The 25,884-nt window shown below is 74.8% G+C and carries 18 protein-coding genes; 6 read left to right on the top strand and 12 right to left on the bottom strand.

The features are described from left to right. The first annotated feature begins 19 nt into the window (after window positions 1-19). The gene (locus QHG49_RS29705; RefSeq protein ID WP_201300517.1) at window positions 20-1,027 is read left to right on the top strand and encodes a lysylphosphatidylglycerol synthase transmembrane domain-containing protein; all 1,008 of its coding nucleotides are present in this window, start codon (window positions 20-22) and stop codon (window positions 1,025-1,027) included. A 12-nt stretch (window positions 1,028-1,039) separates the two neighbouring features. Here QHG49_RS29705 and QHG49_RS29700 read toward each other — a convergent pair whose 3' ends face one another. From QHG49_RS29700 to QHG49_RS29670, 7 genes are all read right to left on the bottom strand, one after another. Continuing rightward, complete coding sequence (locus tag QHG49_RS29700) at window positions 1,040-2,116, bottom strand: class I SAM-dependent methyltransferase (protein ID WP_301491907.1); 1,077 nt, start codon at window positions 2,114-2,116, stop codon at window positions 1,040-1,042. Next, entirely contained in the window at window positions 2,113-3,294 is a 1,182-nt protein-coding gene (locus tag QHG49_RS29695) for a glycosyltransferase (RefSeq protein WP_145486173.1), read from the bottom strand. The genes QHG49_RS29700 and QHG49_RS29695 overlap by 4 nt, the downstream gene beginning before the upstream one ends. After that, window positions 3,291-4,094 carry an alpha/beta fold hydrolase gene (locus QHG49_RS29690; protein WP_301491906.1) on the bottom strand — a complete coding sequence of 268 codons (804 nt, stop codon included), beginning with the start codon at window positions 4,092-4,094 and terminating at the stop codon, window positions 3,291-3,293. The genes QHG49_RS29695 and QHG49_RS29690 overlap by 4 nt, the downstream gene beginning before the upstream one ends. Window positions 4,095-4,097: 3 nt before the next feature. Beyond that, complete coding sequence (locus QHG49_RS29685) at window positions 4,098-4,415, bottom strand: acyl carrier protein (RefSeq protein ID WP_145486175.1); 318 nt, start codon at window positions 4,413-4,415, stop codon at window positions 4,098-4,100. Then, the gene (locus QHG49_RS29680) at window positions 4,412-9,370 is read right to left on the bottom strand and encodes a type I polyketide synthase (RefSeq protein ID WP_301491905.1); all 4,959 of its coding nucleotides are present in this window, start codon (window positions 9,368-9,370) and stop codon (window positions 4,412-4,414) included. Before QHG49_RS29680 ends, QHG49_RS29685 begins: the two co-directional genes overlap by 4 nt. A gap of 1 nt (window position 9,371) precedes the next feature. Further along, window positions 9,372-16,259, bottom strand: a complete 6,888-nt coding sequence (locus tag QHG49_RS29675) for a type I polyketide synthase (RefSeq protein WP_301491903.1) — start codon at window positions 16,257-16,259, stop codon at window positions 9,372-9,374. A gap of 457 nt (window positions 16,260-16,716) precedes the next feature. Continuing rightward, window positions 16,717-17,169 (bottom strand): DUF4442 domain-containing protein, encoded by a 453-nt coding sequence (locus QHG49_RS29670; protein WP_086807797.1) that lies wholly within the window; start codon window positions 17,167-17,169, stop codon window positions 16,717-16,719. A 140-nt stretch (window positions 17,170-17,309) separates the two neighbouring features. Between QHG49_RS29670 and QHG49_RS29665 the strand changes: the two genes are divergently transcribed. Next, on the top strand, window positions 17,310-18,386 hold the full coding sequence (locus QHG49_RS29665) for a hypothetical protein (RefSeq protein ID WP_301491900.1): 1,077 nt from the start codon (window positions 17,310-17,312) through the stop codon (window positions 18,384-18,386). Window positions 18,387-18,433: 47 nt separating this feature from the next. Here the strand turns inward: QHG49_RS29665 and QHG49_RS29660 are convergent, their stop codons facing one another. From QHG49_RS29660 to QHG49_RS29650, 3 genes are all read right to left on the bottom strand, one after another. After that, on the bottom strand, window positions 18,434-19,279 hold the full coding sequence (locus QHG49_RS29660; protein WP_159699353.1) for a spermidine synthase: 846 nt from the start codon (window positions 19,277-19,279) through the stop codon (window positions 18,434-18,436). Between the two features lie 101 nt (window positions 19,280-19,380). Beyond that, window positions 19,381-20,559 carry an elongation factor Tu gene (gene tuf / locus QHG49_RS29655; protein WP_301491899.1) on the bottom strand — a complete coding sequence of 393 codons (1,179 nt, stop codon included), beginning with the start codon at window positions 20,557-20,559 and terminating at the stop codon, window positions 19,381-19,383. Between the two features lie 409 nt (window positions 20,560-20,968). Continuing rightward, window positions 20,969-21,217 (bottom strand): hypothetical protein, encoded by a 249-nt coding sequence (locus tag QHG49_RS29650; protein ID WP_301491897.1) that lies wholly within the window; start codon window positions 21,215-21,217, stop codon window positions 20,969-20,971. 159 nt (window positions 21,218-21,376) lie between these two features. Between QHG49_RS29650 and QHG49_RS29645 the strand changes: the two genes are divergently transcribed. Beyond that, window positions 21,377-22,096 carry a TVP38/TMEM64 family protein gene (locus tag QHG49_RS29645; protein WP_236576231.1) on the top strand — a complete coding sequence of 240 codons (720 nt, stop codon included), beginning with the start codon at window positions 21,377-21,379 and terminating at the stop codon, window positions 22,094-22,096. 170 nt (window positions 22,097-22,266) lie between these two features. Here the strand turns inward: QHG49_RS29645 and QHG49_RS29640 are convergent, their stop codons facing one another. Further along, window positions 22,267-23,436, bottom strand: coding sequence for a thiolase family protein (locus QHG49_RS29640; protein ID WP_301491895.1), 1,170 nt, complete (start codon window positions 23,434-23,436; stop codon window positions 22,267-22,269). A gap of 176 nt (window positions 23,437-23,612) precedes the next feature. On the opposite strand from QHG49_RS29640, the gene QHG49_RS29635 reads away from it, so the two are divergent. After that, entirely contained in the window at window positions 23,613-24,086 is a 474-nt protein-coding gene (locus QHG49_RS29635) for a helix-turn-helix domain-containing protein (RefSeq protein WP_145486184.1), read from the top strand. Between the two features lie 248 nt (window positions 24,087-24,334). After that, window positions 24,335-24,514 (top strand): hypothetical protein, encoded by a 180-nt coding sequence (locus tag QHG49_RS29630; RefSeq protein ID WP_145486185.1) that lies wholly within the window; start codon window positions 24,335-24,337, stop codon window positions 24,512-24,514. Here QHG49_RS29630 and QHG49_RS29625 read toward each other — a convergent pair whose 3' ends face one another. Next, window positions 24,515-25,126 carry a DUF4291 domain-containing protein gene (locus QHG49_RS29625; protein ID WP_301491894.1) on the bottom strand — a complete coding sequence of 204 codons (612 nt, stop codon included), beginning with the start codon at window positions 25,124-25,126 and terminating at the stop codon, window positions 24,515-24,517. 183 nt (window positions 25,127-25,309) lie between these two features. Here QHG49_RS29625 and QHG49_RS29620 point away from each other — a divergent pair, with 183 nt between their 5' ends. After that, window positions 25,310-25,774 (top strand): nuclear transport factor 2 family protein, encoded by a 465-nt coding sequence (locus tag QHG49_RS29620; protein ID WP_301491893.1) that lies wholly within the window; start codon window positions 25,310-25,312, stop codon window positions 25,772-25,774. The last annotated feature ends 110 nt before the right edge of the window (window positions 25,775-25,884 follow it).

The raw sequence follows: 25,884 nt of genomic DNA, 5'->3' as shown, positions 1-25,884 counted from the left end.
GCGGAAGGACGACGTCGCCGTGTCCGCACCGTCCCCCCTGGTCACCGCTCCCGACGGCCCCGTACCCGAGGCACCGGCCCGGACCGCCCCGTCGGGGTCCGGCCGGACCCTGCGCCTCGCCCTGTGCCTGGCCCCGCTGCTGATCGCGCTGTGCTGGGCCGTCGCGCACCGGCCCGTGGTGTACGAGGGGGTACGGCGGCTCGTCTCGGCCGATCCCGGCTGGCTGCTGGCGGGGCTCGGCTGTACGTGTCTGACCTGGGTGGCGGCCTCCTGTGTACGGCAGGGCGCGCTGCCGGACCGGCTGCCCGCGGGGCTGCTGCTGGCCTCGCAGTTCGCCGCGGGCGCCGCGAACCACGCGCTGCCCGGCGGGCTCGGGGCGCACGCCGTCACCGTGCGCTTCCTGCGGGCGCGCGGCGTGCCGCTGGACCGGGCCACCGCGTCGATCGGCCTGTACTCGCTGGTCAAGGGCGTCTCGAAGGCCCTTGTGCTGCTGGTGTTCCTGGCGGTCTCGCCGGCCTGGCGGCGCCTGGGCGAGCTGGTGCCGGACGGCCCGGAACTGGTCCCGGTCGCGGCGGTCGCGGGCGGGGTGGTCACCGGGGCGGGGGTGCTGCTGACCGTCGTACGGCCGTTGCGGCGGCCGGTGACCGGGCTGGTGCGCACCGCGCTCGCCGATGTCCGGGTGGTGCACGCGCGGCCCTGCCGGGCGCTGGCGCTGTGGGGCGGCGCGGTGGCGATGCCGCTGGTGCAGGCGGGCGCGCTCGGCTGCGTCGGGGCGGCGCTCGGGCTCGGGCTGTCCTGGGCGGAGGTGGCGCTGGCGTTCCTGGCTGCGGGCACGGCGGTGGGTGCCGCCCCGGTGCCCGGCGGGTTCGCGGTGGACGCGGCGCTGGTGTGGACGCTGGTCGCCTTCGGCGCGGAGCCCGCCCCCGCGACGGCGACCGTGATCGGCTACCGGGTGGTGACGGACTGGCTGCCGCTGCTGCCGGGCGCGCTGGTGCTGTCGGCGCTGATCCGGGCCAAGGTGCTGTGAATCACCGTGTGTTCACTCCCGGCGGGCCACCAGGCGGTAGGCGTTGGCGAGGTGCAGACGCTGGGCGAGCGGGCGGATCGCGAGGCGGTCGAGGAGGGTGGCGGTGAGCAGGGCGGGCACCCCGGCGAGCAGGAGCGCGCCGCGCAGGGTCCGGCGCAGGGGGCCGGGGGGCTCGGGCAGCCAGGGGGCGTCCTCACGGGGCGCGGCGTGGTCCAGGGCCAGCCAGACGGCGGCGAGCAGATCGACGGGGTCGTGCGGTTCGGCGTGCTGCTCGGCGAGGACCGTGAAGCCGAGTTCGGTGAGCCGGCGGCGCAGATTGCCGGCCGGGATGAAGTGCAGGTGCTGCGGCTGGAGCCAGGGCAGCCACCAGCGGCCGAGGAGGCGGGCGTAGCGGCTGTCCGGGTCGGGGACCTCGATGAGGAGGTGGCCGCCGGGGCGTACGGCCTCGTGGGCGGCGCGCAGCTCGCGGTCGGGGTCGGTGCTGTGCTCCAGGTAGTGGAACATGCTCACCACGTCGTAGCGGGCGGCGAGTTCGGGGGCGAGGTCCGGGAAGGCGCCCCGGTGTGCCTGGTCGATACGGCCCTCGCGGACGGCGAGTTCGACGCCGTCGGTGAAGTCCAGCCCGTCGAAGGAGGTGCCGGGCAGCACGGTGCGGGCGCGGGCGCAGAAGTGGCCGTGTCCGGTGCCGACGTCCAGCCAGGTCTTCGGGGCGGGGTCGTACGGCAGCATCGCGCGGGCGCGGCCCTCGTACATGGCGCCCCGGCCGCCGAAGGTGCCGCTCATCCGCTGCTCGCCGAGGCCGTCGTAGAAGTCCCGGTAGTAGAACTCCAGTCCTTCCTGGGTCAGTTGGGGGTTCTGGAAGATGTGCCCGCAGTCGGCGCAGCGGTCGAGGGTGAAGCGGCCCGGTTTGTGCTGGAGCAGGTCGGTGGTGCGCAGGCGGTCGCTCAGCCGACCCGAGCCGCACCAGGGGCAGGCGGTGCGGCGGGGGCCGAGGAAGCGGGCGGGGCCGGTGGCGAGATCGGCTCGGTAGGCGGGGCGCAGGGCGGCGACGCGTTCGGCCTTCGCCCGCTTGTCGCTGGGGTCGCTCATCGGCTCTCCGTTGCCAGTCGTTCCAGGTGGGCGGCTGCGGCGGGGGCGCCGCCGGCCGCGCGGAAGGCGGTGCGGACCCGGGCCGCGGCGGCCCGGTGGGCGGGGTCGTGCAGGACGGTGTCGAGGGCCGTGCCCAGCCGGTCCGCGGTGACCCGGCCGAACTTCACCCGGAGTCCGGCTCCCGCGTCCACGACCTGCGCGGCGATCACCGGCTGGTCGTCCCGGACGGGGGCGACGACCAGGGGGACGCCGTGCCACAGCGCCTCGCACACGGTGTTGTGCCCGGCGTGGCAGATCACCGCGTCCATCCGTTCCAGCAGGGCGAGTTGGGGCACGGAGGGCAGGACCAGCACGTCCTTGCCGCCCTCCTCGGCGGGCAGCACCCCGCCCGGGTCGGCCAGCACGGCCTGTACCCGGTCGGCGCGTTCGCGCAGCGCCTCGCGGCAGACGGCGAGGAAGCGGCCGCCCGCGTCGGCGTTGGCGGTGCCCAGGGTGATCAGGACCTTCGCCCGGCCGGGAGTCAGCCACCCCCAGGGGAAGCCGGGCCGGTACGGGCGGCCCGCGAGGGAGGGGCCGACGTAGTGGATGTGCGGCGCCGACGGGGCCTGGGGGCCGACGAGTTCGGGGCTGCTGAAGATCAGCAGCAGATGTGGCGAGGAGCGCGGGTCGGCGGTGCCCGAGGGGTTGCCGAGGCGGTCGCGCAGCTCGGCCAGCCGCTGCCGCAGCCACTCGGCGACCTTGGGCAACCCGTCGTAGGCGCCGCTGAATTCGGCCGAGGTGGTCGCGGAGGTGGCCCACGGAAGTCCGAGCCGCTCGGCCACCAGGGCCCCGGCGAAAGCCTGTTGGTCCGCGACCACCACGTCCGGGCCGAACTCCTCGACGGCCGCGCGCACTCCGGGCGCCATCGCCTCGGCGAGCGGCAGCAGGTACCACTCCCACAGGAACTTCAGCGCCTCCGCACCGCGCAGGTCCGGGGGTCGTACGACGCCGCCGGTGCCCGGCACCGGGCCCGCGCAGCCGAACACCAGCGCGCCGCGGCCCGCGAGCCGGTGCACCAGGCCCGGGTCGGCGCAGGCCCAGGCCACCCGGTGACCGCGCGCGGCGAGCCGGTCGGCGACCCCGACGGCCGGGTTGATGTGCCCGGTCAGCGGCGGTACGACGAACAGGAAGCCGCTCACCGGACGGCGCCCGCGCCGGCCCGGATCAGGTCCAGGATGTGCCCGCCGACCGCGCCGGGCGCCTCCACCAGCACCGAGTGCTCGTGCCCCGCCAGCACCACGGACCGGAAGTCCGGCAGCCGCGCCTCGTGCAGCGGGATCAGGTCGGCGAGGTCGGAGTCGCCGCCGTAGACCCCGAGGACCGGGCAGCGTACGGCGCCGATCTCGGCCTCGGTGTGCACCCGGCTGGCGGGGATGTCCCGGCCGAGGCTGGTCTCCCGGGCGAGCCGGGCGGCGCCCTTGGCGAGGCGGGCCGTGTTGTGGCCGCGGTTGGCGGTGATCCAGGCGATCGCGTCCCGTTCGTTGTGGGCGAGCTGGGTCACGACGCGGTGCAGGATGCCGCCGAGTTTGCCCGCCCAGGCGGGGGTCGCGGGTTCGGACTCCACGAGGGTGAGGGTGGCGACGCGCTCGGGGTCGCGCGCCGCGTAGCCGAACGCGATGGTCCCGCCGTAGGAGTTGCCGACGAGATGCACGGGAGCGGTGACGCCGAGGCGGTCGAGGAGTGCGGTGAGGTCGTCGATGTTGTGGTCCAACGTGTAGCCCCGGGCGGGGCGTTCGCTGCGGCCGTGGCCGCGCAGGTCGTACATGAGGACGTCCAGTCCGGCCGCGGCGAAGGCGGGGGCGACGGTGAAGTAGTAGCTGGCCAGGCTGTCGGTGAGCAGCCCGTGCACCAGGACGACCGTGCCGTGCGGGGCGCTGCCCTGGGCGGGGGCCATGCGCTGGACGTGCAGCCGGATGCCACCGGCGTCGACCATCGCCATGGCTCAGCCCGCCTGGGCGCTGCGCAGGCTCCACACCACGTACTCCACGAGCCTGCCGACGGTCAGTTCGATGATCTCCTCGAACTCCATCCCGGCGAGGAACTCGGCGAGGTTGACCCGCCCGCCGTACCGCTCCTCCATCAGCCCGGCGAGGGTGACCAGGTCGATGCTCTCCAGTTCCAGATCGCGGTTGAAGGTGGTGGACATGCCGATGACCGTGTCGTCGTCGCCGTACTCGGCCAGGACCTCGCGGAGCATGCCGGTGAGGTCGGCGAGGACGGCGTCGGGGGCCGGCTGGGTGGGGATGAGCGGGGGGTTCATCGGGGGGTCTCCTCGGCTGCGGGATCGTGGGGTGCGGCGGCTTCGAAGGCGGGCCGGGCGGGGGTCGCGGTCGTGGACGCGGTGGTGGGCCCGGTGGTCCAGGCCACCACGTACGCGCGGGGCGCCAGGGCGGGCGGGTTGGCCACCCGGGCGCAGTGGACCGGGTAGGCGTCGGCGAGCCGGCCCGCGACGAGCAGCCGGCTGCCGTCGGGGGCGGCCTCCACTACCCTGAAGTCCCGTGGCCGGCCGCCGAGTCCGGTGCCCTCGGCCTTGGCGACGGCTTCCTTCGCGGCCCAGAAACGGGTGAACCACTCCGCCCGCGGCCCCGACTGCGCCCGCAGCAGCCGGAGTTCCTCCGGGCCGAGCGCCGTGGCGAGGGTCGCGGGCTCGCGTTCGGCGATCTCCTCGATGTCGATGCCGACGCCGGAACCGGCTCGCAGGCCGCGCGGCCGTACGATCGCCACGCCCGCCTCGGCGCGGTGCGCGAGGGAGACGTCCAGCGGGGGCAGGGTCCGGCCGTGCACTCCGGTGACGCGGGGGCGCCCGGCCGCGTCGTTGTGCACCCGGATCTCGGCCGGGAAGACGGGCCCCTCGCCCTGCTCCCAGAGCCGGTGGCGTACCGCGTCCTTGACGGCGATCCGGCCGAGCAGCCATTGGCGGCGGCCCCGGGGCGGATGCGCGGCGTACTGCGAACGCTCCGCGCCGCCCAGCGAGTTGCGCATGATCAGTTCGCGGGAGGCGAGGTCGGGCCAGCGCTCGTGGAGCAGCGTCCAGCCGCCCGGTTGGACGGCGGAGAGGGTGTGGCGCTCGGGGAAGCGTTCGACGGGACGGGTCGTCGGGTCGTTGTCGAAGCGGCGGTCCTGCCAGCCGTCGAGCACGGCCCACACCCGGCCGTCGACGGTGAGCCGGGCGTCGGCTTCGAGGAGGGTGTCGGTGAGGGAGGTGATCCGCACCAGGCAGTCGACGGGTGTGCCGGGCGCCGGCTGCGGCCCGTGGAACGTCATCCGCCGTGTCTGCACGGGGAAGACGACGGTCCGCTCGGTGCGGGTCGCCATGATCCAGTAGCCGAGCAGCTGGCCCACGTTGTCCAGCAGCGCGCCGGGGGCGGCGGGCGCGGTGATCACCCCGCGCACATGCCGCTCGCCGATCGCGGACAGCTCGGTCAGTCCCTGGAACGCCGGGCCGTGGAACATCCAGCGCTCACGATAGATCTGGGCGGCGGTGTGTTCGGGGCGCCGCTCGGGGGCGTCCGGGCGGGGCGCCGGTGGGGGTGGTGCCGGGTGGTGGGGGGCGAGTTCGATCACGGCGCGGGCGGTGGGTCCGAAGGCGACGGCGCGGTGGTGCGGTTGTCCGGGGAGCGGGGTGACCGTGATCGGTACGTCCACGGCGGGCACGGCGGTCAGCCACCGGTCGAACCGCGCCCCGTGCACGGCCACCGCCCGCATCCCGGGCACGGCCGCCTCCGCCGCGTCCATCATGTGCCGCACGATCGTGGTCGCGGGCACGACCGGCCAGCGGTCCTCCAGGTCCGGCCAGCCGGGGCGCTGCGGGTAGAAGCAGTGGTCGAGGAGGTGGGGCATGGCGTGCGGGGAGATGTGGAGGGTGGTCGTCGTGGGGGCTTCCGGGGCGGGGGTCGTGGGGATGGCCGGTGGGGCGGTTGGGGTGCGCGTCGGGGCTGGTGGGGTGGTAGGGGTGCGCGTCGGGGCCGTGGGAGCGACGGGAGCGGGTGTCGAGGCCGTGGGAGCGACGGGGGCGGGGGTCGTCGCGGGGTGTGTGCGCGGGCGCACGGCCGGGGTACGGCCCTGAGCGGCGGCCGGAGTACGACCCCCCGCCGCCATCACCTCGGCCGCCGTGTCCGCAGTGTCCCGCAGCAGGGCGGACAGTTCGGCGGCGGCCGGGAAGCGGGCGGCGAGCCCGTCGAGGGCGGCCGTGTCCGAGGCCGCGAAACCGGTGGGCGTGCCCGAGGCGGCCGGACGCGACCCCGGCGCCCCTCGTCGCCCCAACTCCCCCCTCAGCTCGTCGAGTACGGCGCCGTCCAGGGACACCAGGGCGCCGCCGAGGTCGAGCCGGACGGGCGGCCGGTCGACGCCCGCCGGGTTCACCAGGATCGCGGGCGCCGCCGAGACCGCCGGGGTCCCCGCCGGCGCGGGCGTCACCGCCGCCCCCGCCGTCCACAACGCCGTCGCCACGCGCCGGAGTTGGGGCAGTCCGTCGTGGTGGGGCGAGCACGCCGGGACCGCGAGGTGGTCGCGGTCGCCGAGGGTGTCGTCGATCAGGGAGGTGAGGCGGCCGGGCCCCGGCTGGACGAAGACGCGGTGTCCGGCGACGTAGAGGGCCTCGGTCAGCTCGCGGAAGCGCACGGGTTCCAGCAGGTGCCGTACGAACAGCGCGCGCACGGCGGACTCGGCCGCGGGGAAGGGCCGCGCGGTGGTGCCGGACCACACCGGGACGGTCGGCGGGTGCAGCCGGAAGCGGTCGGCGGCCTCCTGGATGGGGGCGAGGTACGGTTCGAGCATCGGGGTGTGGAAGCCGGAGCGGAAGGGCAGCACCTGGCAGATCACGCCCTGCGCGCGGAAGGACCGCGCGAGGTCCTCGACCGCCGAGTCCGGTCCGCAGACCATCGACTGGCGGGGCGCGTTGTCGTGGGAGAGCACGATCCCGGAGCCCGCCCAGGCGTCGGCGAGCGCCGTCCGGACCTGTGCGGCGGAGGTGCCGATCGCGGCGAAGGCGAGCCCGGGGACGGTGAGCGCGTCCGGGTCGAACTCGGCCATGAAGTCGTCGACTTGGTCGGGTGAGTAGATCCCGGCTGCCGCCATGGCCGTCCACTCGCCGACGCTGTGTCCGGCGACCGCGTCCGGTACGACACCCATCGCGCGCAGCGCCCGGTCCAGCAGCCGGCCCACGCCGACGACATCGAGTCCGTGCCGTCCGATGTCCTCGACGCGGGTGTCCGCCCGCGCGCCCACCCCGGTGGCCGTTCGTGTGTCCCGCGGTACGGGCAGGCCGAAGTGGTCGGCGATGTCGTCGGTGCGCGGCGGGGTGAACTCGCCCTCCAGACCGGGGAAGACGAACGCCAGCCGGTCCCCGGGCCCGCCCAGCAGCGGGGTGGGCCGCAGCCATACGTCACCGCGTCCCTGCCAGGCCCGGCCCTTCTCGGCCGCCCGGCGGGCGAGCGCGAGCCGTTTGGCGTCGGGCGCCACGATCCCGAGCCTGGCCGGTCCCGCCCCGGGGTGCGCGCGGGCCGGATCGAGCCCGGCGGCGAGGACGGCGGAGTCGTCGGCGTCCAGGAGCGCGGCGAGGCGTTCGACGGAGTCGGCCGCGAGCAGCAGGACGCGCTCCGGTTCGGCGACGCGGGCGACCGGGGCGGGGGCGTGCCCGGGAATAGCGGTACGACGGGTGGCCGGTGCGGGGGCGAGCGTGCGCCCGGGAGCGGTGGTGCGGTGGGCGGCCGGAGCGGGGCCGGGAGCGGTGGTCCGGCGGGCCGCCGGGGCTGCGGTGGCCGGGTGCCCGTGAGCGGTGGTGCGGTGGGCGGCCGGGGCCTCCTCCAGCACGACATGGGCGTTGATCCCCCCGAAGCCGAAGGCGTTGACGGCGGCCCGGCGGATCGGTTCGCCGGGGCCCGGATCCCAGGGGCGGGCCTGTGCCAGGGTGCGGAAGCGGGTGGCGGCGAGGCGGGGGTGGGGGTCGTCGCAGTGCAGGGTGGGCAGCAGGGTGGCGTGGTGCAGGGCGAGGGCGGCCTTGACCAGGCCCGCGACCCCGGCGGCCGGCATCGTGTGGCCGATCATGGACTTCACGGAGCCGAGGACCGGGCGCTCGTCCTCGGCGAGGCCCGAACCGGGACCGAACACCTCGGCGAGTGTGGTGAGTTCGGCGCCGTCGCCCGCCGGGGTGGCCGTGCCGTGGGCCTCCAGCAGGCCGACGGAGCGGGGCGCCGCGGGGTCGAGCCCGGCGGCCCGCCAGGCCTGCCGCACGGCCCGGGTCTGCCCGCCCGGATCTGGGCTGACCAGGCCCGCCGTGCGGCCGTCGCCGGCGACGCCGGTGCCCCGGATCACGGCGTAGACCCGGTCGCCGTCGCGTTCGGCGTCCGCGAGCCGTTTCAGTACGACGACCCCGGTGCCCTCGCCGATGAGGATGCCGTCGGCGTCCCGGTGGAAGGGCCGGATGCGCTCGGTCGGGGACAGGGCGCGCAGCTGGGAGAAGACGCTCCACAGGGTGATGTCGTGGCAGTGGTGCACTCCCCCGGCGAGCATCATGTCGCAGCGTCCGGCGGTGAGTTCGGTGACCGCCTGGTCGACGGCGACCAGCGAGGAGGCGCAGGCCGCGTCGACGGTGTAGGCGGGGCCGCGCAGGTCCAGCCGGTTGGCGATGCGGGAGGCGGCGAGGTTGGGGACGAGGCCGATCGCGGACTCGGGGCGGTCCGGGCCGAGCCGCTCCGTGAACGCCGCCCGGACCCGGTCGAGTTGGGCGGGTGACAGGTCCGGCACCAACTCGCCCAGCGTGCGGACGAGTTGGCCGGCCGTGCGGACGCGCTGGTCCAGCCGGGCCAGGCCGGGGGTGAGGTAGCCGCCCCGGCCCAGGATCACACCGATCCGGTCCCGGGCCGGGAGCCCGCGCTCGCCGCCCGCGTCGGCGAGCGCGGCGGCGGCCACGTCGAGGGCGATCAGCTGGTCGGGCTCGGTCCCGGAGACGGCGGCGGGCATGATGCCGTAGCGGGTGACCTCCACCTCGGCCAGGGCGTCCACGAAGCCGCCGCGCCGGCAGTACACCTGGTCGGGGGCGGCGGGCCCGGCGGCGGACGCCGGTCGGTAGTAGTCGGCGTCCCAGCGGCCCGCGGGCACCTCGCCGATCGCGTCGACGCCGCCCAGCAGGTTGTGCCAGTAGGCGTCGAGTCCGCGGGCGCCCGGCAGCAGCACCGCCATCCCGACGATGGCGACGGGGAGTCGGCTGTTCGTCATCTCACCAGCCCGACGCGGTGTAGACGACGGCGCGGGCCGCCGGGTCGCCCCAGGCGAGTTCCCGCAGCAGGGCCGCGGTGCCCTCCTCGGGGTCGATCATCTCCACCCCGCGACGGGCGTACTCGCGGCCGAGTTCCGCGCCGACCATGCCGGTGTGGGTGCCGGACGGCGCCCAGGGTCCCCAGTGCACGGTGAGCGCGCGGTGCCCGGTGCGGGCCGCCCAGTCGGCGCCGAGCGTCTCCAGGGCGTCGTTGGCGGCGGCGTAGTCGCACTGGCCCCGGTTGCCGAGGACGGCGGCGATGCTGCCGAACAGCACGGTGAACGCGGGCGCCCCGGGCAGCTCGTCCAGGGCGGCGAACAGGGCACCGGCGCCCGCCGTCTTGGTGTCGTAGACCCGCCGGAAGGAGTCGGGGGTCTTCTCGGCGATCAGCCGGTCCTCGATCACCCCGGCCGCGAACACGGCCCCGTCGAGCCGGCCGTGCTCGGCGTGGATCTCCTTGACCGTGCGGAGTACCGCGTCCCGGTCCCGGAAGTCCACCGCGCGGTAGCGGGCCGCGCTGCCCAGCGCCGTGAGTTCGTCGAGGGTCGCGGTGATCTCCCGCTGGGCCAGCAGGAGTTCGGCGGTCCGGTTGATCTCGGCGGGCTTCGGCGCGCCGGGCCCGGCCGCGAGTGCCGCGCGCAGTCCGACGGGGGTGCGGGCGGCGGCGGTCGCCGGGGATTCGGGGGCGGTGGGGGCGGGGGTGCGGCCGAGCAGTTCGATCCGGCAGCCGCAGGCGGCGGCCAGCGTCGCCGCGAACCGGGCGGTGATGCCCCGGGCGCCGCCGACCAGCAGGACGACGGAGTCCCGGTCGAGCCCGAGCGCCGCGGCCTCCGCGGTGCCGACCCCGGCGGGGCCCGCGCCGGTGCTGCCGAGGGCGCCGAGGGGTACGGGGAGGAGGTCCAGGCCCCGGCGGGTTCCGTCGGCGGCGCGCAGGACGACGGGGAGCGGGGCGGAGGCGGGGAGCGGGGCGGAGCCATCGAGCGGGGTGGAGGCGTCGGCCCCTTCAAGCGTCCGCGCCGGTGCGCACAGCTCCGCGAGCACGGCCTCGGCCACCGCCGCCGGGGTGACGTCCCCGACGGCCACCACCCGCGCGACCACGTCCGGATACTCCCGCGCGACGGTGCGGAACAGCCCGTCGAGCCCGGCCGCGCGTACGGCACCCTCGCCCTCCGTGGCGCGTACGGCCAGCAGGCGGCCCGCGCCGCACGTCAGCGCCGCCCTGACCACGGGGAACGCGTCCGGCAGCACCGGCAGGTCGGGGCCGGGCAGCGCGCCCAGGTACACGACCGCGGCCACCGCCCCGTCGGCCGCCCCGAGGACATGCCCCTGGTCGGCCAGGACGGTCTCCGCGCCCCGGGCGTCGAGCCGCGCCGCCAGCTCGGCCGCCGCTCCCCCGCCGTCTCCCAGCAGGAAGAACCGCTGCCCGGCGAGGGCGCAGGCGGCCGTCGGCTCGACGTCGGGCAGCGCGACCGTCCGCGTCTCGAAGCGCCGGGGCGCCACCCCGAGCGGTGCCGTGTCCGGCTCCGGTGCCTGTTCCTCCGGCCGGCCGGATCCCGTACCGCCGCCGACCCGTGCCGCCAGCCACGCGGTCACCGCCGCCGCCGTACGCGCCTTGGTCAGCTCCTCCAGCTCGGCGTCGTCCAGCAGCTCCGCGCCCCCGGCGATGCCCAGCCGCTTCGCCAGCTCCCCCGCGATCTCGGCCCGTTTGATGGAGTCGATGCTCAGGTCCGCCTCCAGATCGAGATCGGGCTCGATCATGTCGACGGGATAGCCGGTGCGTTCACTGATGATCTCCAGGACGACCCGCCCCACGTCCGTGCCGGACGCGGCCACCGTCTCCTCCTCCACGGCGGGAGCGGTCAACTCCGCGCTCGGAAACGCGATTTCGGCGGCAGGCAATGCCTGAGGAGCGACGGGCACGACGGACGCGACCGGAGCCACGGGTGCCACCGGTGATCCCGTCCCGCCGAAGTACGTGAGCAGCACATCCCGCTGCGCCGCGATCATCTCGCGTCCGCTGCGCAGGAATTCGGTGATCAACGCGTCCCGGTCGACGGGGGTTTTGCTGGGCTGGTCGGTGGTCACAGTCGTCTCCACGACGCGTCGGGCCGGTGCGAGGGCACCGGCGAGCAGGGCTCCGTCGGCGGTGCGGACCAGGTGTCCGTCGACCGTCCAGCCGGGCCGGGCGGGAGCGGGGGCGCGCAGCGCGTCGACGGCGTCGCGGCCCTGGAAGAGCCAGGCGGTGCGCACCGGGGCGCCCGCGACGGCGAGCAGGGCGAGGGCGTCGAGCCAGCCGGGCAGTCCGTCCCCGGGCCGGGGCTCGGGGGCGATGGCGCGGTGCGGGCGGTCGCCGAGGATCTGTCCGACGAGCCGGGTGAGGACCGCCCCGGGGCCCGCCTCCACGAAGATCCGCGCGCCCGCCTCGTACATGGCCTCGATCTGCGCGGCGAACGCGACCGGCGCCCCGATCTGTGCGGCGAGTTCGGCGCGCACCCCGTCGGGGTCCGGCGGGTACGGCGCCGCGGTGCGGTTGGCCCAGACGGGGAACTCGGGTGCGCGCACCGGCTGTTCCGCGAGGGCCTCGGCGAACCGCGCGCCCGCCCCGGCCACCAGCGGGCTGTGGAAGGCGCAGGCCACGGGGATGCGCTTCGCGCCGAGCCCGGCCGCGCGCAGCAGTCGTACGGCGGTGTCGATGTCCTGCGTCGGCCCTGAGATCACTGTCTGCTGCGGCGAGTTGAGGTTGGCGACGACGACGGACTCCGGTGCCCCCGCCTCGCGCAGGGCGGCGCGGACGTCCTCGGCGGGTGCGCCCACGGCCGCCATCGAGCCGGGGTCCTCGCCCGCCGCCGCCAGGATCGCGGCGGCCCGCTCGGTGCTGAGCCGGGGCAGGGTGTCCGGGTCGAGGGCACCGGCGGCGGCGAGGGCGACCAGTTCGCCGTAGCTGTGTCCGGCGGCCAGGTCCGGCTGGACACCGGCCGCGCCGAGGAAGGCGTGGGCCGCCAGGCCCGCCGCGCCCAGGGCGGGCTGCGCGGCCCGGGTGTCGGTCAGGGCGGCCCGGCGGCGCTCGCGCGCACTGTCGTCGAAGGCGGCCGGCGGATAGACGACATCGGCCTGGTCCGCGTGCAGATGGTCCCGCAACTCCGGCAAAGTGACGAGGAGTTCGGCAAGCATGCCGGTGCGCTGGCTGCCCTGTCCGGGGAAGAGGAAGGCGACCTTGCCATCCACCGGGTCCGAGCGGCGGACGTCCGCGCCGCCGTCTCCGTCGAGGACTCCCCGCAGCCGCTCGATCAGCTGGTCCACATCCCGTGCCACGAAGGCGACTTGGACCGGCTCGCGCGAAGTGTCGGCGCGGTGGGCGGCGGCGAGGGCGAGGTCGCGCAGCCGCCAGGGCCGCCCGACCGTCTCGGCGGCCTTGAGGAGTTCCGCCGCCTGCCGGTGTGCGGCCTGCTCGTCCCGGCCGCGGAACAGGAACAGTTCGGCGGGCCACTCGTCCAGGGTCTGCCGGGGCGGTACCGCGTCCCCGTGCGCGGCCAGTACGGCATGGAAGTTGGTGCCGCCGAAGCCGAACGCGCTGACCCCGGCGAAGCGTTCGGAGGCGGGCCGGGCCCAGGGCCGGGCGTCGGCGTGGAAGGCGAAGGGGCTGTCGTCCTCGGTCCAGGCCGGGTTGGGGCGATCCATGTGCAGGGTGGGCGGCGTGACCCCGGTGTGGAGGGCGAGGGTCGTCTTGATCAGTCCGGCGAGCCCGGCGGCGCACTTGGTGTGCCCGATCTGGGACTTGACCGAGCCGAGCGCGCAGCCGCCGGTGCGGGCGCCCGCCTCCGTGAACACCTCGCCGAGGACGGTGAGTTCGGTGCGGTCGCCGACCACGGTGCCGGTGCCGTGTGCCTCCACCAGGCTCACCTGCGCGGGCGAGACACCGGCGTTGCGGTACGCCCGCTCCAGCGCGGCCCGCTGGCCCTCGGGGCGGGGCGCGGTCAGACCGAGGGAGCGGCCGTCGCTGGCGGAGCCGAGGCCCTTGACCACGCCGTAGATCCGGTCGCCGTCGCGCTCGGCGTCCGCGAGCCGCTTGAGCACCACGCAGGCCACGCCCTCGCCGAGCGCGATGCCGTCGGCCTCGGCGTCGAAAGCGCGGGAGCGGCCGGTCGGGGAGAGGGCGTGGACGGAGGAGAACAGGACGTAGTCGTTGATGCCGTTGTGCAGGTCGGCGCCGCCGCACAGCACCACGTCGCTGGTGCCCGAGACGAGTTCCTTGCAGGCCACGTCGAGCGCCGCGAGGGAGGAGGCGCAGGCGGCGTCCACGGTGAAGTTGGCGCCGCCGAGGTCGAGGCGGTTGGCGATGCGGCCGGAGATGACGTTGGCGAGCATGCCGGGGAAGGAGTCCTCGGTCAGCCGGGGCAGTTGGCCGTCGAGTCCGCCTGGGACCTTGCCGTAGTACGAGGGGAGTACGGCCCGCAGGGTCACGGCGTTGGACAGGTCGCTGCCCGCCTCCGCGCCGAAGACCACGGCGGTGCGGGAGCGGTCGAACTCCCGTCCCCGCTCGCCGTATCCGGCGTCCTCCAGGGCCCGCCGGGCCGCCTCCAGGGAGAGCAGCTGCACGGGCTCGATGCTGCCGAGGGAGGTGGGCGGGATGCCGTAGCGCAACGGGTCGAAGGGGATGCGGGGCAGGAATCCGCCCCACTTCGAGGCGGTGTGCCCGGCGGCGTGGTGCACGGCCGGGTCCCAGCGGTCGGCGGGCACCTCGGTGACCGCGTCGCGGCCCGCGACGATGTTCGCCCAGAAGGCGGCGAGGTCGGGTGCGCCCGGGAACATGCAGGCCATGCCGACGATCGCGACGTCGAGCGGTGCGGGTGGCGCCGGCTCCCACTCGGTGACCGGGGGCCGCCCGCGGGCGGCGAGGAAGTCGGCGGCGCCGTCGGTCACCGAGCGGTGCAGGGCCGCCATGACCGTCGTCGCGGAGCGCAGGACGGCGACCTCTCCCGCCATGAACATCCCCTCGGTGAGCTGCCGTTGCTCGTCGACGTTCCGCAACTCGCCGCCGTCCGCGCGTTCCACGCCCTTGCTGGCGATGCGCAGCCGCCCCACGTTGAGGCGTTCCAGCGTCTCCCACACCTCGCGGTCGGGCAGCCCTCCGGCGCGCAGCGCGCGTTCGCGGTCCCGGTAGTCGTCGGTGAACGGGCTGGGCACGCACCGCGTCGCATGGCCGGGCGCGGTCTCCAGCAGGGCGGTCGCGGTGGCCGCGCGGACCTGCTCCTGGAAGAGCGGCCGGATGGCACCGTGGGCGACGGCCTCCTCCGTGAACAGGTAGGCGGTGCCCATGAGGACCCCGATCGCGGCGCCCCGCGCGGTGAGCGGCGCGGCGAGCGCGGCGACCATCGCGGCGGACCGCTCGTCGTGGACGCCGCCCGCGAAGAACACCTCCACCCGGGCCGCCGTCTCGGGCCCGGCGTCGGCCAAGAAGTCTTCCAGGACAGCCAGTTGGGCCTCCCACAGCGGGAACGACGCCCGGGGCCCGACATGCCCGCCGCACTCCGAGCCCTCGAAGACGAATCTGCGCGCCCCGGCCTGGAGGAACTGCCGCAGCAGCCCCGGCGAGGGCACGTGCAGGAAGGTGCGGATCCCGGCCCGCTCCAACGCCTCGGCCTGCGCGGGCCGCCCGCCCGCGATGATCGCGTGCGTGGGCCGCAGCTGCCGTACGACCTCCAGCTGGGCGTTCCTGATCTCCTCGGGCGCGAAGCCGAGCACGCCCACACCCCAGGGCCGGCCGTCCAGCACGGCCCGCGCCTCGGTCAGCATCGCCCGGGTGCGCGCGCCGTCGGCCAGCGCCAGCGCCAGGAAGGGCAGCGCCCCGTCCCCGGCGACGGCGGCGGCGAATCCGGCCTGGTCGCTGACCCGCGTCATCGGGCCCTGCGCGACCGGCAGCCGGGTCCCGAGCGCCCGGCTCATCGCCGACCCGGGCCGCAGCGCCTGCCCGGGGCCGGGCTCCGACTCCGGCCGCATCGCCGCCGTCATCCCCCGTACCACGCCCCGCACATCCCCCCAGCGCTCCGCGAACCGGGCGGCGAGGAAGCCGTCCTGGCCGAGGGGAAGCAGCTGGCGGGACAGATCACGGGCGCCGAGGAGGGCGGCGATCGCGGCGGGGTCGTCGGCGGGGAGCGGCGGCGCGTCGGGGCCGCGGCGGCGCAGCACCCGGTGCCCGCCGGTCACCACCGTCTCCGCGCCGTCCAGGGACCGCAGCACCGCACGGACCGCCTCCGGCAGCCGGGACTCGGGCAGCAGGGCGAGCTGGCTGTCGAGGACGACACCGGCCGCGCCACCCGCCAGTGCGGCGGCCGCCGTACGCGGCCCGACACCACCGCAGGCCCAGACGGGCAACTCGGTCAACTCATCGTCGGCGAGCAGCTGTTGGAGCAGCACGAAGGTGCTCAGCCCACCGGTCCTGCCACCGCTCTCGGCACCCCGGGCGATCAGCCCATGGGCACCGGCCCGGACGGCGGCCCGCGCCTGCGGGAGATCGGTGACCTCGGCCAACACCCGCCTTTCCGGAGCCAGTTCGGCGATGCTCCAGGGTGTGTCCGCGGCCGTCAGGTCCGAGGCGAGGACGACGAGGCCGGGGCCGTCGGCGAGGTCGGCCGGGGTGAGGGAGCAACGGGCGCCCACCCGGACGCCGTACGGGCCGGGCGCCGTTCTTCTCAGCCGGGACAGCTCCTGCCGGCATCTTCGGTCGCCGTCGCCGAGATCGAGGACGCCGAGCGCCCCGGCACCGGTGGCGGCCGCGGCGAGGCCCGCGTCGGGTTCGCCGAACGGGGTGAGGCAGAGGATCAGATCATGGGCGCGCACAGGGGACGTCATGAGACTCCGACACAATCGGCAGAAGCACGGTGGGGGTTTGTGCGGCGGGACTCGTCGGTGCGAGGGCATCGGAAACTAGCGAGGGGCTACTCGCGGGTCAACAACGACGACCGCCGCGCGCCCGCCGTGGCCGTGATCCGGCCAGGCCGCCGAATTCGCCGCAAGCGCCGAGAAATCGGCGCTTCCGGGTCATCGGTGCGGGCCCCCGCTCACCCGAGCCCACGCGCCACATCGCCACAAGCCCGTCAAAGCACGCGCCCGCTTCACCGTTCACTCACCCGGCGGCAACACGCCGTGACACCGGGACCGTGTCTGTAAATTCCGCATGACCTTTGGCCCCTGGCGAGGATGCGCACGGGCCGGAAAGCGCCAGAAGACCTGAAATGAGCCCGGCGCCGGACAGCACAGCGAAGAAGGGCCCCCGGCACGCGCCGGGGGCCCTTCTTCAGCGGTCGTCTCAGCCGTTCGGCCGCAGGGTCCACACCACCGTCATCTCACCGGTGACGGCGCCGTCCTCGCGCTCGATGGCGATGGCGACCGGGAACTCCGGCCGCCCGCCCGCGTCCAGCTCGGCGACGACCTCGGCCACCGGACGGCCCAGGGTCGCCGTCGCCGTCACCGGCCCCATGGCCAGCTTCTTGTAGCCGATCTCGGCGCGGACCGCGAGCGGCACCGCGCGCGAGAGCTGGTCGCCGAAGGCCGTGAGCACGATGGCGCCGCTGGCGGACTCGGCCAGCGTGAACATGGCGCCGGCGTGGGGGCCGCCGATGTGGTTGTGGTAGTCCGGCTGGTCCGGGAGGCGCAGCACGGCGCGCTCCGCGGTCACCTCGACGAACTCCAGGTTCAGGGTCCGCACCATCGGGACCGCGGTGGCAAGCATCTCGCCCATCGAGGCGCTGTCAACAGTCATGGACGTGATGTTACCGGCGAGTAGGCCATCCTGACCAGCGCGGTCTCCACCCGCGCGCCATGCCCTTCACACCGCTTCGCTACGGCCCTGACGAGATCCCGTGACCGAACCGTGCCGCCGCCGCACTAGTGTTGTCGGCCATGTGGCCAGATCAGCAGCCGCCCGGGGGCGCGCAGAACCCGCAGCAGAACCCGTACCAGCAGCCGGGTTACCAGCAGCAGCCGAATCCGTACCAGCAGCCGGGGTACCAGCAGTACCCGCAGGGGGGCCAGCACCCCGGGGCCGGTCAGCAGCCGGGGCCGGGCCAGTACCCCGGGGCTCCCGGCCCGTACGGGCAGCAGCAGCCGCAGTGGGGGCAGCAGCCGCCCACCGTGCCGATGCAGCCGCCCCCGAAGGGCGGCGGCAACGGCGGCGGCAACCGTACGAAGCTGATCGCGATCGTCGCGGCCGCCGCCGTGGTCGTCGCCGCGTGTGTGACCGGTGTGCTGGTCCTCGGCGGTTCCAAGGACGGCAAGGACGACAAGGCGGACGGCAAGCACACCGGCCGGCCGCCGACCGCGGCCTCGTCCAGCCCCGCCTCGACCGACAACCCGCGGGCCGCGGAGAGCGAGAAGCCGACCGTGCCGGGCTGGAAGGTCGTGGTGAACCCGAAGTGGGGCATAGCCTATGACGTGCCCTCGGACTGGCAGGCCCAGGCGCCCGACATGGAGGTGGGCTTCGAGGACCACAAGTCCACCGACGGCAAACCGCTGATCGTGATGTCGGGCACGGCCGAGGACCAGCCCAAGTGGTGCACGTCCGACGACGACAAGGACGGCCGCACCGACGACACCCCGCTCGCGGTCGTCGGCAGCAAGGGCGCGAGCGGCGCGAAGAACACCGACCAGATCGCGGTCAACACCCCGGCCTGGTGGGTCTACGGCGGCTACACCCAGCCGGACAAGAAGACCATCACCTTCGACAAGAAGGCCACCCCCTTCACCACGACGTCCGGCATCAAGGGCAGTTACGCCTGGGCGCGGTCGAGCGGCACCCCGCAGAAGGGCAAGTGCGCGAGCGACGGCAAGGCCCTCACCTTCGGCTTCCAGAACTCGGCGCACGACTACGTGTCGTTCAACTTCTATGGCGCCAAGGGCGTCAAGGACGAGGTCCCGCAGGCCACGATCATGAAGATCCTCGGCTCGGTCCGGCTGCACGGCACCCCCACGTTGGACTGACGCGGGGCGCCGGGTGCGAAGGGCGGACCTCCCCGCGCACCCGGCGTTCAGCCGATGCCGAACGAGCCGCCCGGCGGCACCGGCGACGGCACCGCGTCCGCGTCCTCGACCGGCCGTGCGGAACCGATGAACTCCCGTACGGCGGCGCCGTGTTCGACCCGGGCGGGGAAGACGTCGGCCGCCACCCGGCGGGCCAGCGCGGCGACGTCCGGCGGCCGGTGCGAGGCGATGAGCACCGCGTTGCCGAACCGCCGCCCGCGCAGCACCCCCGGCTCGGCGACCAGCGCCAGCTCCTCGAACACCGCGGCGAACGTGGCCAGTTGGGAGCGCAGGAAGGCGAACGGCGCCGCGTCCGCGAGGTTGGCGAGATAGCTCCCGCCGGGCCGCAGCACCCGCTCGGCCTCCCGGGCGTAGGCGAGGGTGGTGAGATGGGCCGGCACCCGGGAGCCGCCGAAGACGTCCGCGATCAGCACGTCGGCCGTGTCGTCCGGCGCGGTCCCCAGCCAGGCGCGGGCGTCGGCGGCGTGCACCGCGACCCCCGCGCCCTTCGGCAGCGGCAGATACTCGGCGACCAGGTCCAGCAGCCCCCGGTCCGCCTCCACGACGTCCTGCCGGGAACCGGGCCGGGTCGCCGCGACGTACCGGGGCAGGGTCAGCGCTCCCCCGCCCAGGTGCAGCACGTCCAGCGCCCGGCCCTCGGGGGCCGCCGTGTCCAGCGCGTGCCCGAGCCGGCGCGCGTACTCGAACTCCAGGTGCGTCGGCTCGTCCAGGTCGACGTACGACTGCGGCGCCCCGTCGACCGTCAGCAGCCAGGCCCGCTCCCGGTCCACATCGGGCATGAGCTTGGCGGCGCCGTGGTCGGTGGTGCGGAAGACGGGTATCTGCTCGGTCACAGGTTCATTGTGACGCGCCCCGACGGGGCCCTACGAACCGGCGGAGCCCTACGACCCGGCGGAACCCTACGACCGGCGGGGCCCCAGGAACCGGCGGAGCCCTACGAACCGACGGAGACCACCGTGCCCGCGCCGACCGTCCGCCCGCCCTCGCGGATCGCGAAGCCCAGCCCCGGCTCCAGTGGCACCTCCCGCCCCAGCTCGACGGTCATCTCCACCGTCTCACCGGGCCGGGCCACGGCCGCCACGCCGAGGTCGACGTCCCCGACCACGTCCGCGGTACGGATGTAGAACTGCGGCCGGTACCCCGTCGCGACCGGTGTCGTACGACCCCCCTCGCGCCCCGACAGCACGTACACCCGCGCCGTGAACCGCCGCGCCGGCACCACGCTGCCCGGCACCGCCACCACATGCCCCCGGCGCACCGCGTCCCGGGGCACGCCCCGCAGCAGCACGGCCACGTTGTCCCCGGCCTGCGCCTGGGTCATCGGCTTGCCGAAGGTCTCCAGGCCGGTGACGACGGTCTCGACGCCGTCCGCGCCGAGCACCGTGACCCGGTCCCCGAGCCGCAGCGTGCCGCGCTCCACGGCGCCGGTGACGACCGTGCCCCGGCCGGTGATGGTGAGCACGTTCTCCACCGGCATCAGGAACGGCGCGTCGAGATACCGCTCGGGCATCGGCACGTACGTGTCCACCGCGTCGAGCAGCGCCTCGACGGACGCCGTCCAGCGCGGGTCGCCCGCGAGCGCCCGCAGCCCCGATACGCGTACGACGGGTACCGTGTCGCCCGCGTAGCCCTGCGCGGTGAGCAGGTCGCGGACCTCCAGCTCGACCAGGTCGGTCAGCTCCTCGTCGACCGCGCCGTCCGCCTTGTTGAGGGCCACGACGATGTGGTCGACGCCGACCTGCCGGGCGAGCAGGACGTGCTCCGCGGTCTGCGGCATGATCCCGTCGAGCGCGGAGACCACGAGGATCGCCCCGTCGAGCTGGGCGGCGCCGGTGACCATGTTCTTCACGTAGTCGGCATGGCCGGGCATGTCCACATGGGCGTAGTGCCGGGTGTCGGTCTCGTACTCGATGTGCGCGATGTTGATGGTGATGCCGCGCGCGGCCTCCTCGGGGGCGCGGTCGATGCGGTCGAAGGGCACGAAGGTGCCGGTGCCGCGCTCGGCGAGGACCTTGGTGATGGCGGCGGTCAGGGTGGTCTTGCCGTGGTCGACATGACCCATGGTGCCGATGTTCAGGTGCGGCTTGGTGCGCACGTAGGCCGTTTTGGACATGGCTGTACCTCGAAGCCTTCGCTGTCGTACGGAAGTCGGGACCCCGCCGGGTGGCCGACCCTCCCCCTGCGGGGTCCGCCGGACGATCCGGGGAGGGTCAGCTTCGGGCGCCGTCGACAGCGGCCGCGAGCGTGGGAACGGCAGCCTTCGGCACATCCGCGACCGCGGATGCTGCGAGGTGGAAGGCGTACCGGAACATGACTCGATCATCGCCGACGGGATGTCCGGCGTCGAATGGTTTTCCACCGGTTTCCGGGCGGCGGCCCTTCCCCGCGCGGGGAGCGGGTGCGGCTCGGTGGCAGGCGGCCCGTGTCACCTCGGGGGGCCTCCCCCGCGCGCGGAGCGGGTGCGCGCGGACGACCGGCGCCGTCCTTGCCCGGGGCGGCGCCGGTGCGGTGCGGAGGGGGCGTCAGATCCTGCGGTGGCGGCCCCGCTTGTCGTAGCCGCCCCTGTCGTCCGGCGTGTTCCCGTAGCCGGGGCACGGGGGCTCCGGTGTGGCCGTGAACGTGACGGTGGCCGAGGTGGGCTCGCTCGCAGGCTCGCCGGTGCCCAGCGCCAGGGAGACGCCCACGCCGAGGGCGAGGGACAGGCCTGCCGCGGCCGGCCGGGAGGTCCGTGCGGGTACGCCGGGCGGCGATGAGCGTTGTTTTCGCGTCATGCGCGGCATACGGAGCAGTCACGCTCCGTGAGGGGCCGCCGTCGGGCCGCGTGTTCCCGTCACGTACCCGGTCAGCCGCACCGGTCCGCGCCTGCGACGGGGACGTCCGGGGCGCCCTCTATCATCGGCTTCGGCCGTCGATGTCTCCCAGGGGGTCACGTGCTCGATGCCACCACCGTCCCCGCGCCGCCCGCGCCCCGCGCGAAATTCGCCGCCCGCTGCACCCGCGCGCTGCTGTCGCCGTGGGCGCGGCTGTCGCTGCTGCTGGTGCTGCTGGCGGCCGCGGGCGCGCTGGTGCTGCTGTTCGATCCGCAGCGCCTGCTGACCCAGGGCTGGCCGCCGCGGGCGGGCGGGCTGATGGCGGTGCTGGCGTTCGGGGCCGGGTACGGGTTGTGCACGGTGGCGTTCGTACCGCGGCCCCTGCTGAACCTGGCGGCGGGCGCGCTGTTCGGCTCCCGGCTGGGCCTCGGGACCGCGCTCGCCGGGACGGTGCTCGGGGCCGGGGTGGCCTTCGGGCTCGGGCGGCTGCTCGGGCAGGACGCGCTGCGCCCGCTGCTGCGCGGCCGGTGGCTGCGGGCGGCGGACGGGCAGCTGAGCCGGCACGGGTTCCGCTCCATGCTGGCCGCGCGGCTCTTCCCGGGGGTGCCGTTCTGGGCGGCGAACTACTGCGCGGCGGTCTCCCGGATGGGCTGGCTGCCGTTCCTGCTGGCGACGGCGCTCGGGTCGGTCCCGAACACCGCCGCCTACGCGGTCGCCGGCGCCCGTGCCTCGGCGCCGACGTCGCCCGCGTTCCTGCTCGCGATGGCCTGCATCGCCGTACCGGCCCTGGCGGGCACGGTGGTGGCGTGGCGGCAGCGGCACCGGTTGCGCGGCCGGTGACGGAGGGCCCGGTGAGGAGGGCCCGGTGACCGGAAGTGCGCTGACTCCGGGTCAGGAGACCTGGGGCGCACCGCCCCCGGAGCAGGCGACCGGGGATGCGCTGACCCCGGGTCAGCCGGCCGGGGATGCGCCGACCTCTGTTCAGGCAGCCGGGAATGCGTGACCTCTGGTCAGACGGCTTCCAGGATCATCGCGTTGGCGAGGCCGCCCGCCTCGCACATCGTCTGGAGGCCGTAGCGGGCACCGCGTTCGCGCATCGCGTGCACCAGGGTGGTGGTCAGCCGGGTGCCGCTGGCGCCGAGCGGGTGGCCGAGGGCGATGGCGCCGCCCTTCACATTGACCTTGGCCAGGTCGGCGCCGGTCTCCTGCTGCCAGGCGAGGACGACGCTGGCGAACGCCTCGTTGACCTCGAACAGGTCGATGTCGCCGAGGGAGAGGCCGGCCCGCGCGAGCACCTTCTCGGTGGCCGGGATGACGCCGGTGAGCATCAGCAGCGGGTCGGAGCCGGTGACCGCGAAGCTGTGCAGCCGGGCGAGCGGGCGCAGGCCGAGCCGGGTGGCGGTCTCGCTGGAGGTGATCAGGACGGCGGAGGCGCCGTCGTTGAGCGGGCTGGTGTTGCCCGCGGTGATGTTCCACTCGATCTGCGGGAAGCGCTCGGCGAAGTTCGGGTCGTGGTAGGCGGGCTTGAGCCCGGCGAGGATCTCCGGGGTGCTGTCGGGCCGTACGCACTCGTCGCGGGTGACGCCCTCCAGGGGCGCGGTCTCGGCGTCGAAGAGCCCCGCCTCCCAGGCCGCGGCGGCCTTGCGGTGCGAAGAGACCGCGAAGGCGTCCATCTCCGCGCGGGTCAGCGACCACTTGGCGGAGATCAGCTCGGCGCTGATGCCCTGCGGCAGCAGCCCCTCGGGGTAGCGCGCGGCGACGCCGGGCCCGAAGGGGTCCTTCCCGGCGGGCACGTTGGACCACATCGGCACCCGGCTCATCGACTCCACACCGCAGGCGACGACCATGTCGTACGCGCCGGCGATCACACCCTGGGCGGCGAAGTGCACGGCCTGCTGGGAGGAGCCGCACTGGCGGTCCACCGTGGTGGCCGGGACCGTGTCGGGCAGACCGGCGGCGAGCACGGCGTACCGGGTGGTGTTCATGGCCTGCTCGCCGACCTGGTCGACGGTGCCGCCGATCACGTCCTCGATCAGCGCCGGGTCGACACCGGAGCGCTCGACCAGGGACTTCAGCGTGTGGGCGAGCAGCTGGACGGGGTGCACCTGGGCGAGGGCACCGGTGGGCTTGCCCTTGCCGATCGGGGTGCGTACGGCCTCGACGATCACTGCGTCTCGCATGGTGCGGCCTCCTGCGGCGGAGCGGGCTCGTTCACGAGCATGGTTACCGGTGGGTAGGAAATTCAAACTCACCATAGCGGGGTGGGTTGGAAAATCAAACCCATGACCGGGCGCGGGGCGAACGCATACCGTTTCGCATGGGTTGGAAAACCAAACTCTCAACTAAACTGGGCCGCATGGCCGCACCGAAGGATCCGCGCCCCTGCTCCATCGCCGACACCCTCGCGGTGGTGGGAGAGAAGTACTCCCTGCTCGTACTGCGGGAGGTGTGCCTGGGCAACGGCCGGTTCGATCAGCTGGCGCGCAACATCGGCGCGCCGCGCGACATCCTGGCCACCCGGCTGCGCCGGCTCGTGGAGGCCGGGGTGCTGACCAAGCGCGTCTACAGCGAGCATCCCCAGCGCTTCGACTACCGGCCGACCGCGGCGGGCCTGGAGCTGGAGCCGGTCCTGATGGCGCTCAAGGAGTGGGGCGACATCCATCTGCGGCACAACACCGACCTGCCCATGACCATGGAGCACAGCTGCGGCCATGAGCTGGTCCCGGTGGTCACCTGTCGCGCCTGCGGCTCCCCCGTCCATCACGACGACCTGACGGCCCACCCGCAGACCCCGGGCTGGACGGTCAAGGGCCCCGCCACGCCCTCCTGAAGTTCCCGAACTTCCTGAACTTCCCTCCCGAACAGGGCGGTTGCCCCGCCCGCAACCGGTCTCGCCGGGTGCCCGCGCCCCCGTTTCGGCCATCTCGCGGACACCGCCCGGCGTCAACTCAGCCCGGCATATGCCACCTGAACTGGGTCGACCACGGGGCGCGAGCGGCGGCACCGGTGACCAACCACATACGTTCTCCGTAGCGGTGCGGTAGCGCAGTGTCAGACCCTGCCCCTAGGCTGTTCCGTATGTCCCCCCATTTCCCGCCCCCTGGTTCCGCACGGTCTGCCGCCGAGGTGAACGAGCAGATCCGGGCGCTCTGGCTGCGCACGGGCGGCTTCCTCTCGGCCCAGGAACGCACGGCGTACGAGCTGCTGGTCGTGGAGTGGGCCAAGGCGATCCGCGAGGAGATCATCAAGGCGGCCTGACTACGCCCCCAGGTGGGCGAGCACGCCGTCCGCCACCGGGTACGCCCGCTCCTCGGGCAACAACGCCTCGGCCTTCTCCCGCTCCCCGGCCCGCACCGCCGCGTGCACGTCCCGGGCGAGCGGCGTCACGTCCTCGATGCCGACGACCCATTCATCGGCGTACCGCCGCGTGGCCTCTCCGGCGAGCCCGAGTCGCAGCGAGCGGTGGGGCAGCGCGTTGTGGTGCAGATCCCGCTCGGGATCCCACTGCACCCGCGCCAGCGCCCGCCCCAACTCCCGCTTCCAGGCCGCCCGGTCGGTATGCACCCCGGGCGCGTAGTGCGACAGACAGGCGTGCCGCAAGGCCCACTCGAATCCGGCCCGGTCGATCTCGACCGCGAGCACCGTCTCCTGCCCCTCCTCGGTGCCCCAGCCGCAGCGGTACATCATCCAGAGGAACGACGGCTTGATCCAGGTCATCCGGTCCCGCTTCCACTCCCCCGGAAACCGACCGGTTCGAGCGGCGGCGAGGCCGATGGCGGGGCGGTACGCCTGGTAGACGGTGATCGTGGTGTCCGTATATCGGGCGCGGATGCGGAACTTCGGTTCGGGGGCGAGGGCTTGATCGTTCACGCGTGCCAGATTCGACGCTCACCCCCGCCCGCGCCACCCGTTTTCCCGCCCCGCCGATACCGACGGACCACACCGCCGAGTGGGAGCGGTGCGGCACCGCCACGGGTTCTCCCGCTCGCCCGAACCGCCGAATTTCCCTGCCCGCCCCTTGGCTCCGTCCCCGCCGTGGCCAAGACTGAGCCGATGACGCAGCGTGCGGAACTCGCGACCGTACTGGACCGGCTGGCCGTGGACGAGTTGGTGACCGCGTACGCGGTGACGGTGGACGACGGTGACTGGACGGCGTACCCGGGCCTTTTCACGTCCGGGGGGAGGGCCGATTACCGGTCGTCCGGCGGGATCGAGGGCGAGGCCGGGCAGGTTGCCGGGTGGCTGGCCGAGAACCTGGCGCGGTTCGCCGTACGGCAGCATCTGATCGTCAACCGGCGGGTGCGGTTCGGGGTCCTGGAGCATGACACCGGGGACACCGCGCGGGTGCGGGCCGACTATTTCAATCCGATGCGCCGCACCGGCGGGGACGGCCCGGCCGCGCCGGATCTGGAGAGCGGCGGCCGGTACGACTTCGGGCTCCTGCGCACCCGCGAGGGCTGGCGGATCGGCGAGGTCGTGGTCACGGAGAAGTGGCGGAGGACGGCCACCGGGCGGTGAGGTCCGGGAAGGGGAAAGGCGAGGGCGGGGGAAGGCGAAGTGACGGCTCCCGAGCGGTGATCGGGGGGACCGGCAGGCCCCCGGTCGCGGAGGCCGGCAGGCCCCCTGTC

The organism is Streptomyces sp. WP-1, from assembly GCF_030450125.1.
GTDB lineage: Bacteria > Actinomycetota > Actinomycetes > Streptomycetales > Streptomycetaceae > Streptomyces > Streptomyces incarnatus.
The sequence above is the reverse complement of the archived record's forward strand: the minus strand, read 5'-3'. Positions and strand labels throughout refer to the sequence as shown.

What these genes read in the sequence shown, in the direction of transcription:
- QHG49_RS29700 (WP_301491907.1), bottom strand. Translation starts at nt 2,116, where the DNA reads ATGAGCGACCCCAGCGACAAGCGGGCGAAGGCCGAACGCGTCGCCGCC.
- QHG49_RS29690 (WP_301491906.1), bottom strand. Translation starts at nt 4,094, where the DNA reads ATGGCGATGGTCGACGCCGGTGGCATCCGGCTGCACGTCCAGCGCATG.
- QHG49_RS29685 (WP_145486175.1), bottom strand. Translation starts at nt 4,415, where the DNA reads ATGAACCCCCCGCTCATCCCCACCCAGCCGGCCCCCGACGCCGTCCTC.
- QHG49_RS29680 (WP_301491905.1), bottom strand. Translation starts at nt 9,370, where the DNA reads ATGACGAACAGCCGACTCCCCGTCGCCATCGTCGGGATGGCGGTGCTG.
- QHG49_RS29675 (WP_301491903.1), bottom strand. Translation starts at nt 16,259, where the DNA reads ATGACGTCCCCTGTGCGCGCCCATGATCTGATCCTCTGCCTCACCCCG.
- QHG49_RS29670 (WP_086807797.1), bottom strand. Translation starts at nt 17,169, where the DNA reads ATGACTGTTGACAGCGCCTCGATGGGCGAGATGCTTGCCACCGCGGTC.
- QHG49_RS29665 (WP_301491900.1), top strand. Translation starts at nt 17,310, where the DNA reads ATGTGGCCAGATCAGCAGCCGCCCGGGGGCGCGCAGAACCCGCAGCAG.
- tuf (WP_301491899.1), bottom strand. Translation starts at nt 20,559, where the DNA reads ATGTCCAAAACGGCCTACGTGCGCACCAAGCCGCACCTGAACATCGGC.
- QHG49_RS29650 (WP_301491897.1), bottom strand. Translation starts at nt 21,217, where the DNA reads ATGACGCGAAAACAACGCTCATCGCCGCCCGGCGTACCCGCACGGACC.
- QHG49_RS29640 (WP_301491895.1), bottom strand. Translation starts at nt 23,436, where the DNA reads ATGCGAGACGCAGTGATCGTCGAGGCCGTACGCACCCCGATCGGCAAG.
- QHG49_RS29635 (WP_145486184.1), top strand. Translation starts at nt 23,613, where the DNA reads ATGGCCGCACCGAAGGATCCGCGCCCCTGCTCCATCGCCGACACCCTC.
- QHG49_RS29630 (WP_145486185.1), top strand. Translation starts at nt 24,335, where the DNA reads ATGTCCCCCCATTTCCCGCCCCCTGGTTCCGCACGGTCTGCCGCCGAG.
- QHG49_RS29620 (WP_301491893.1), top strand. Translation starts at nt 25,310, where the DNA reads ATGACGCAGCGTGCGGAACTCGCGACCGTACTGGACCGGCTGGCCGTG.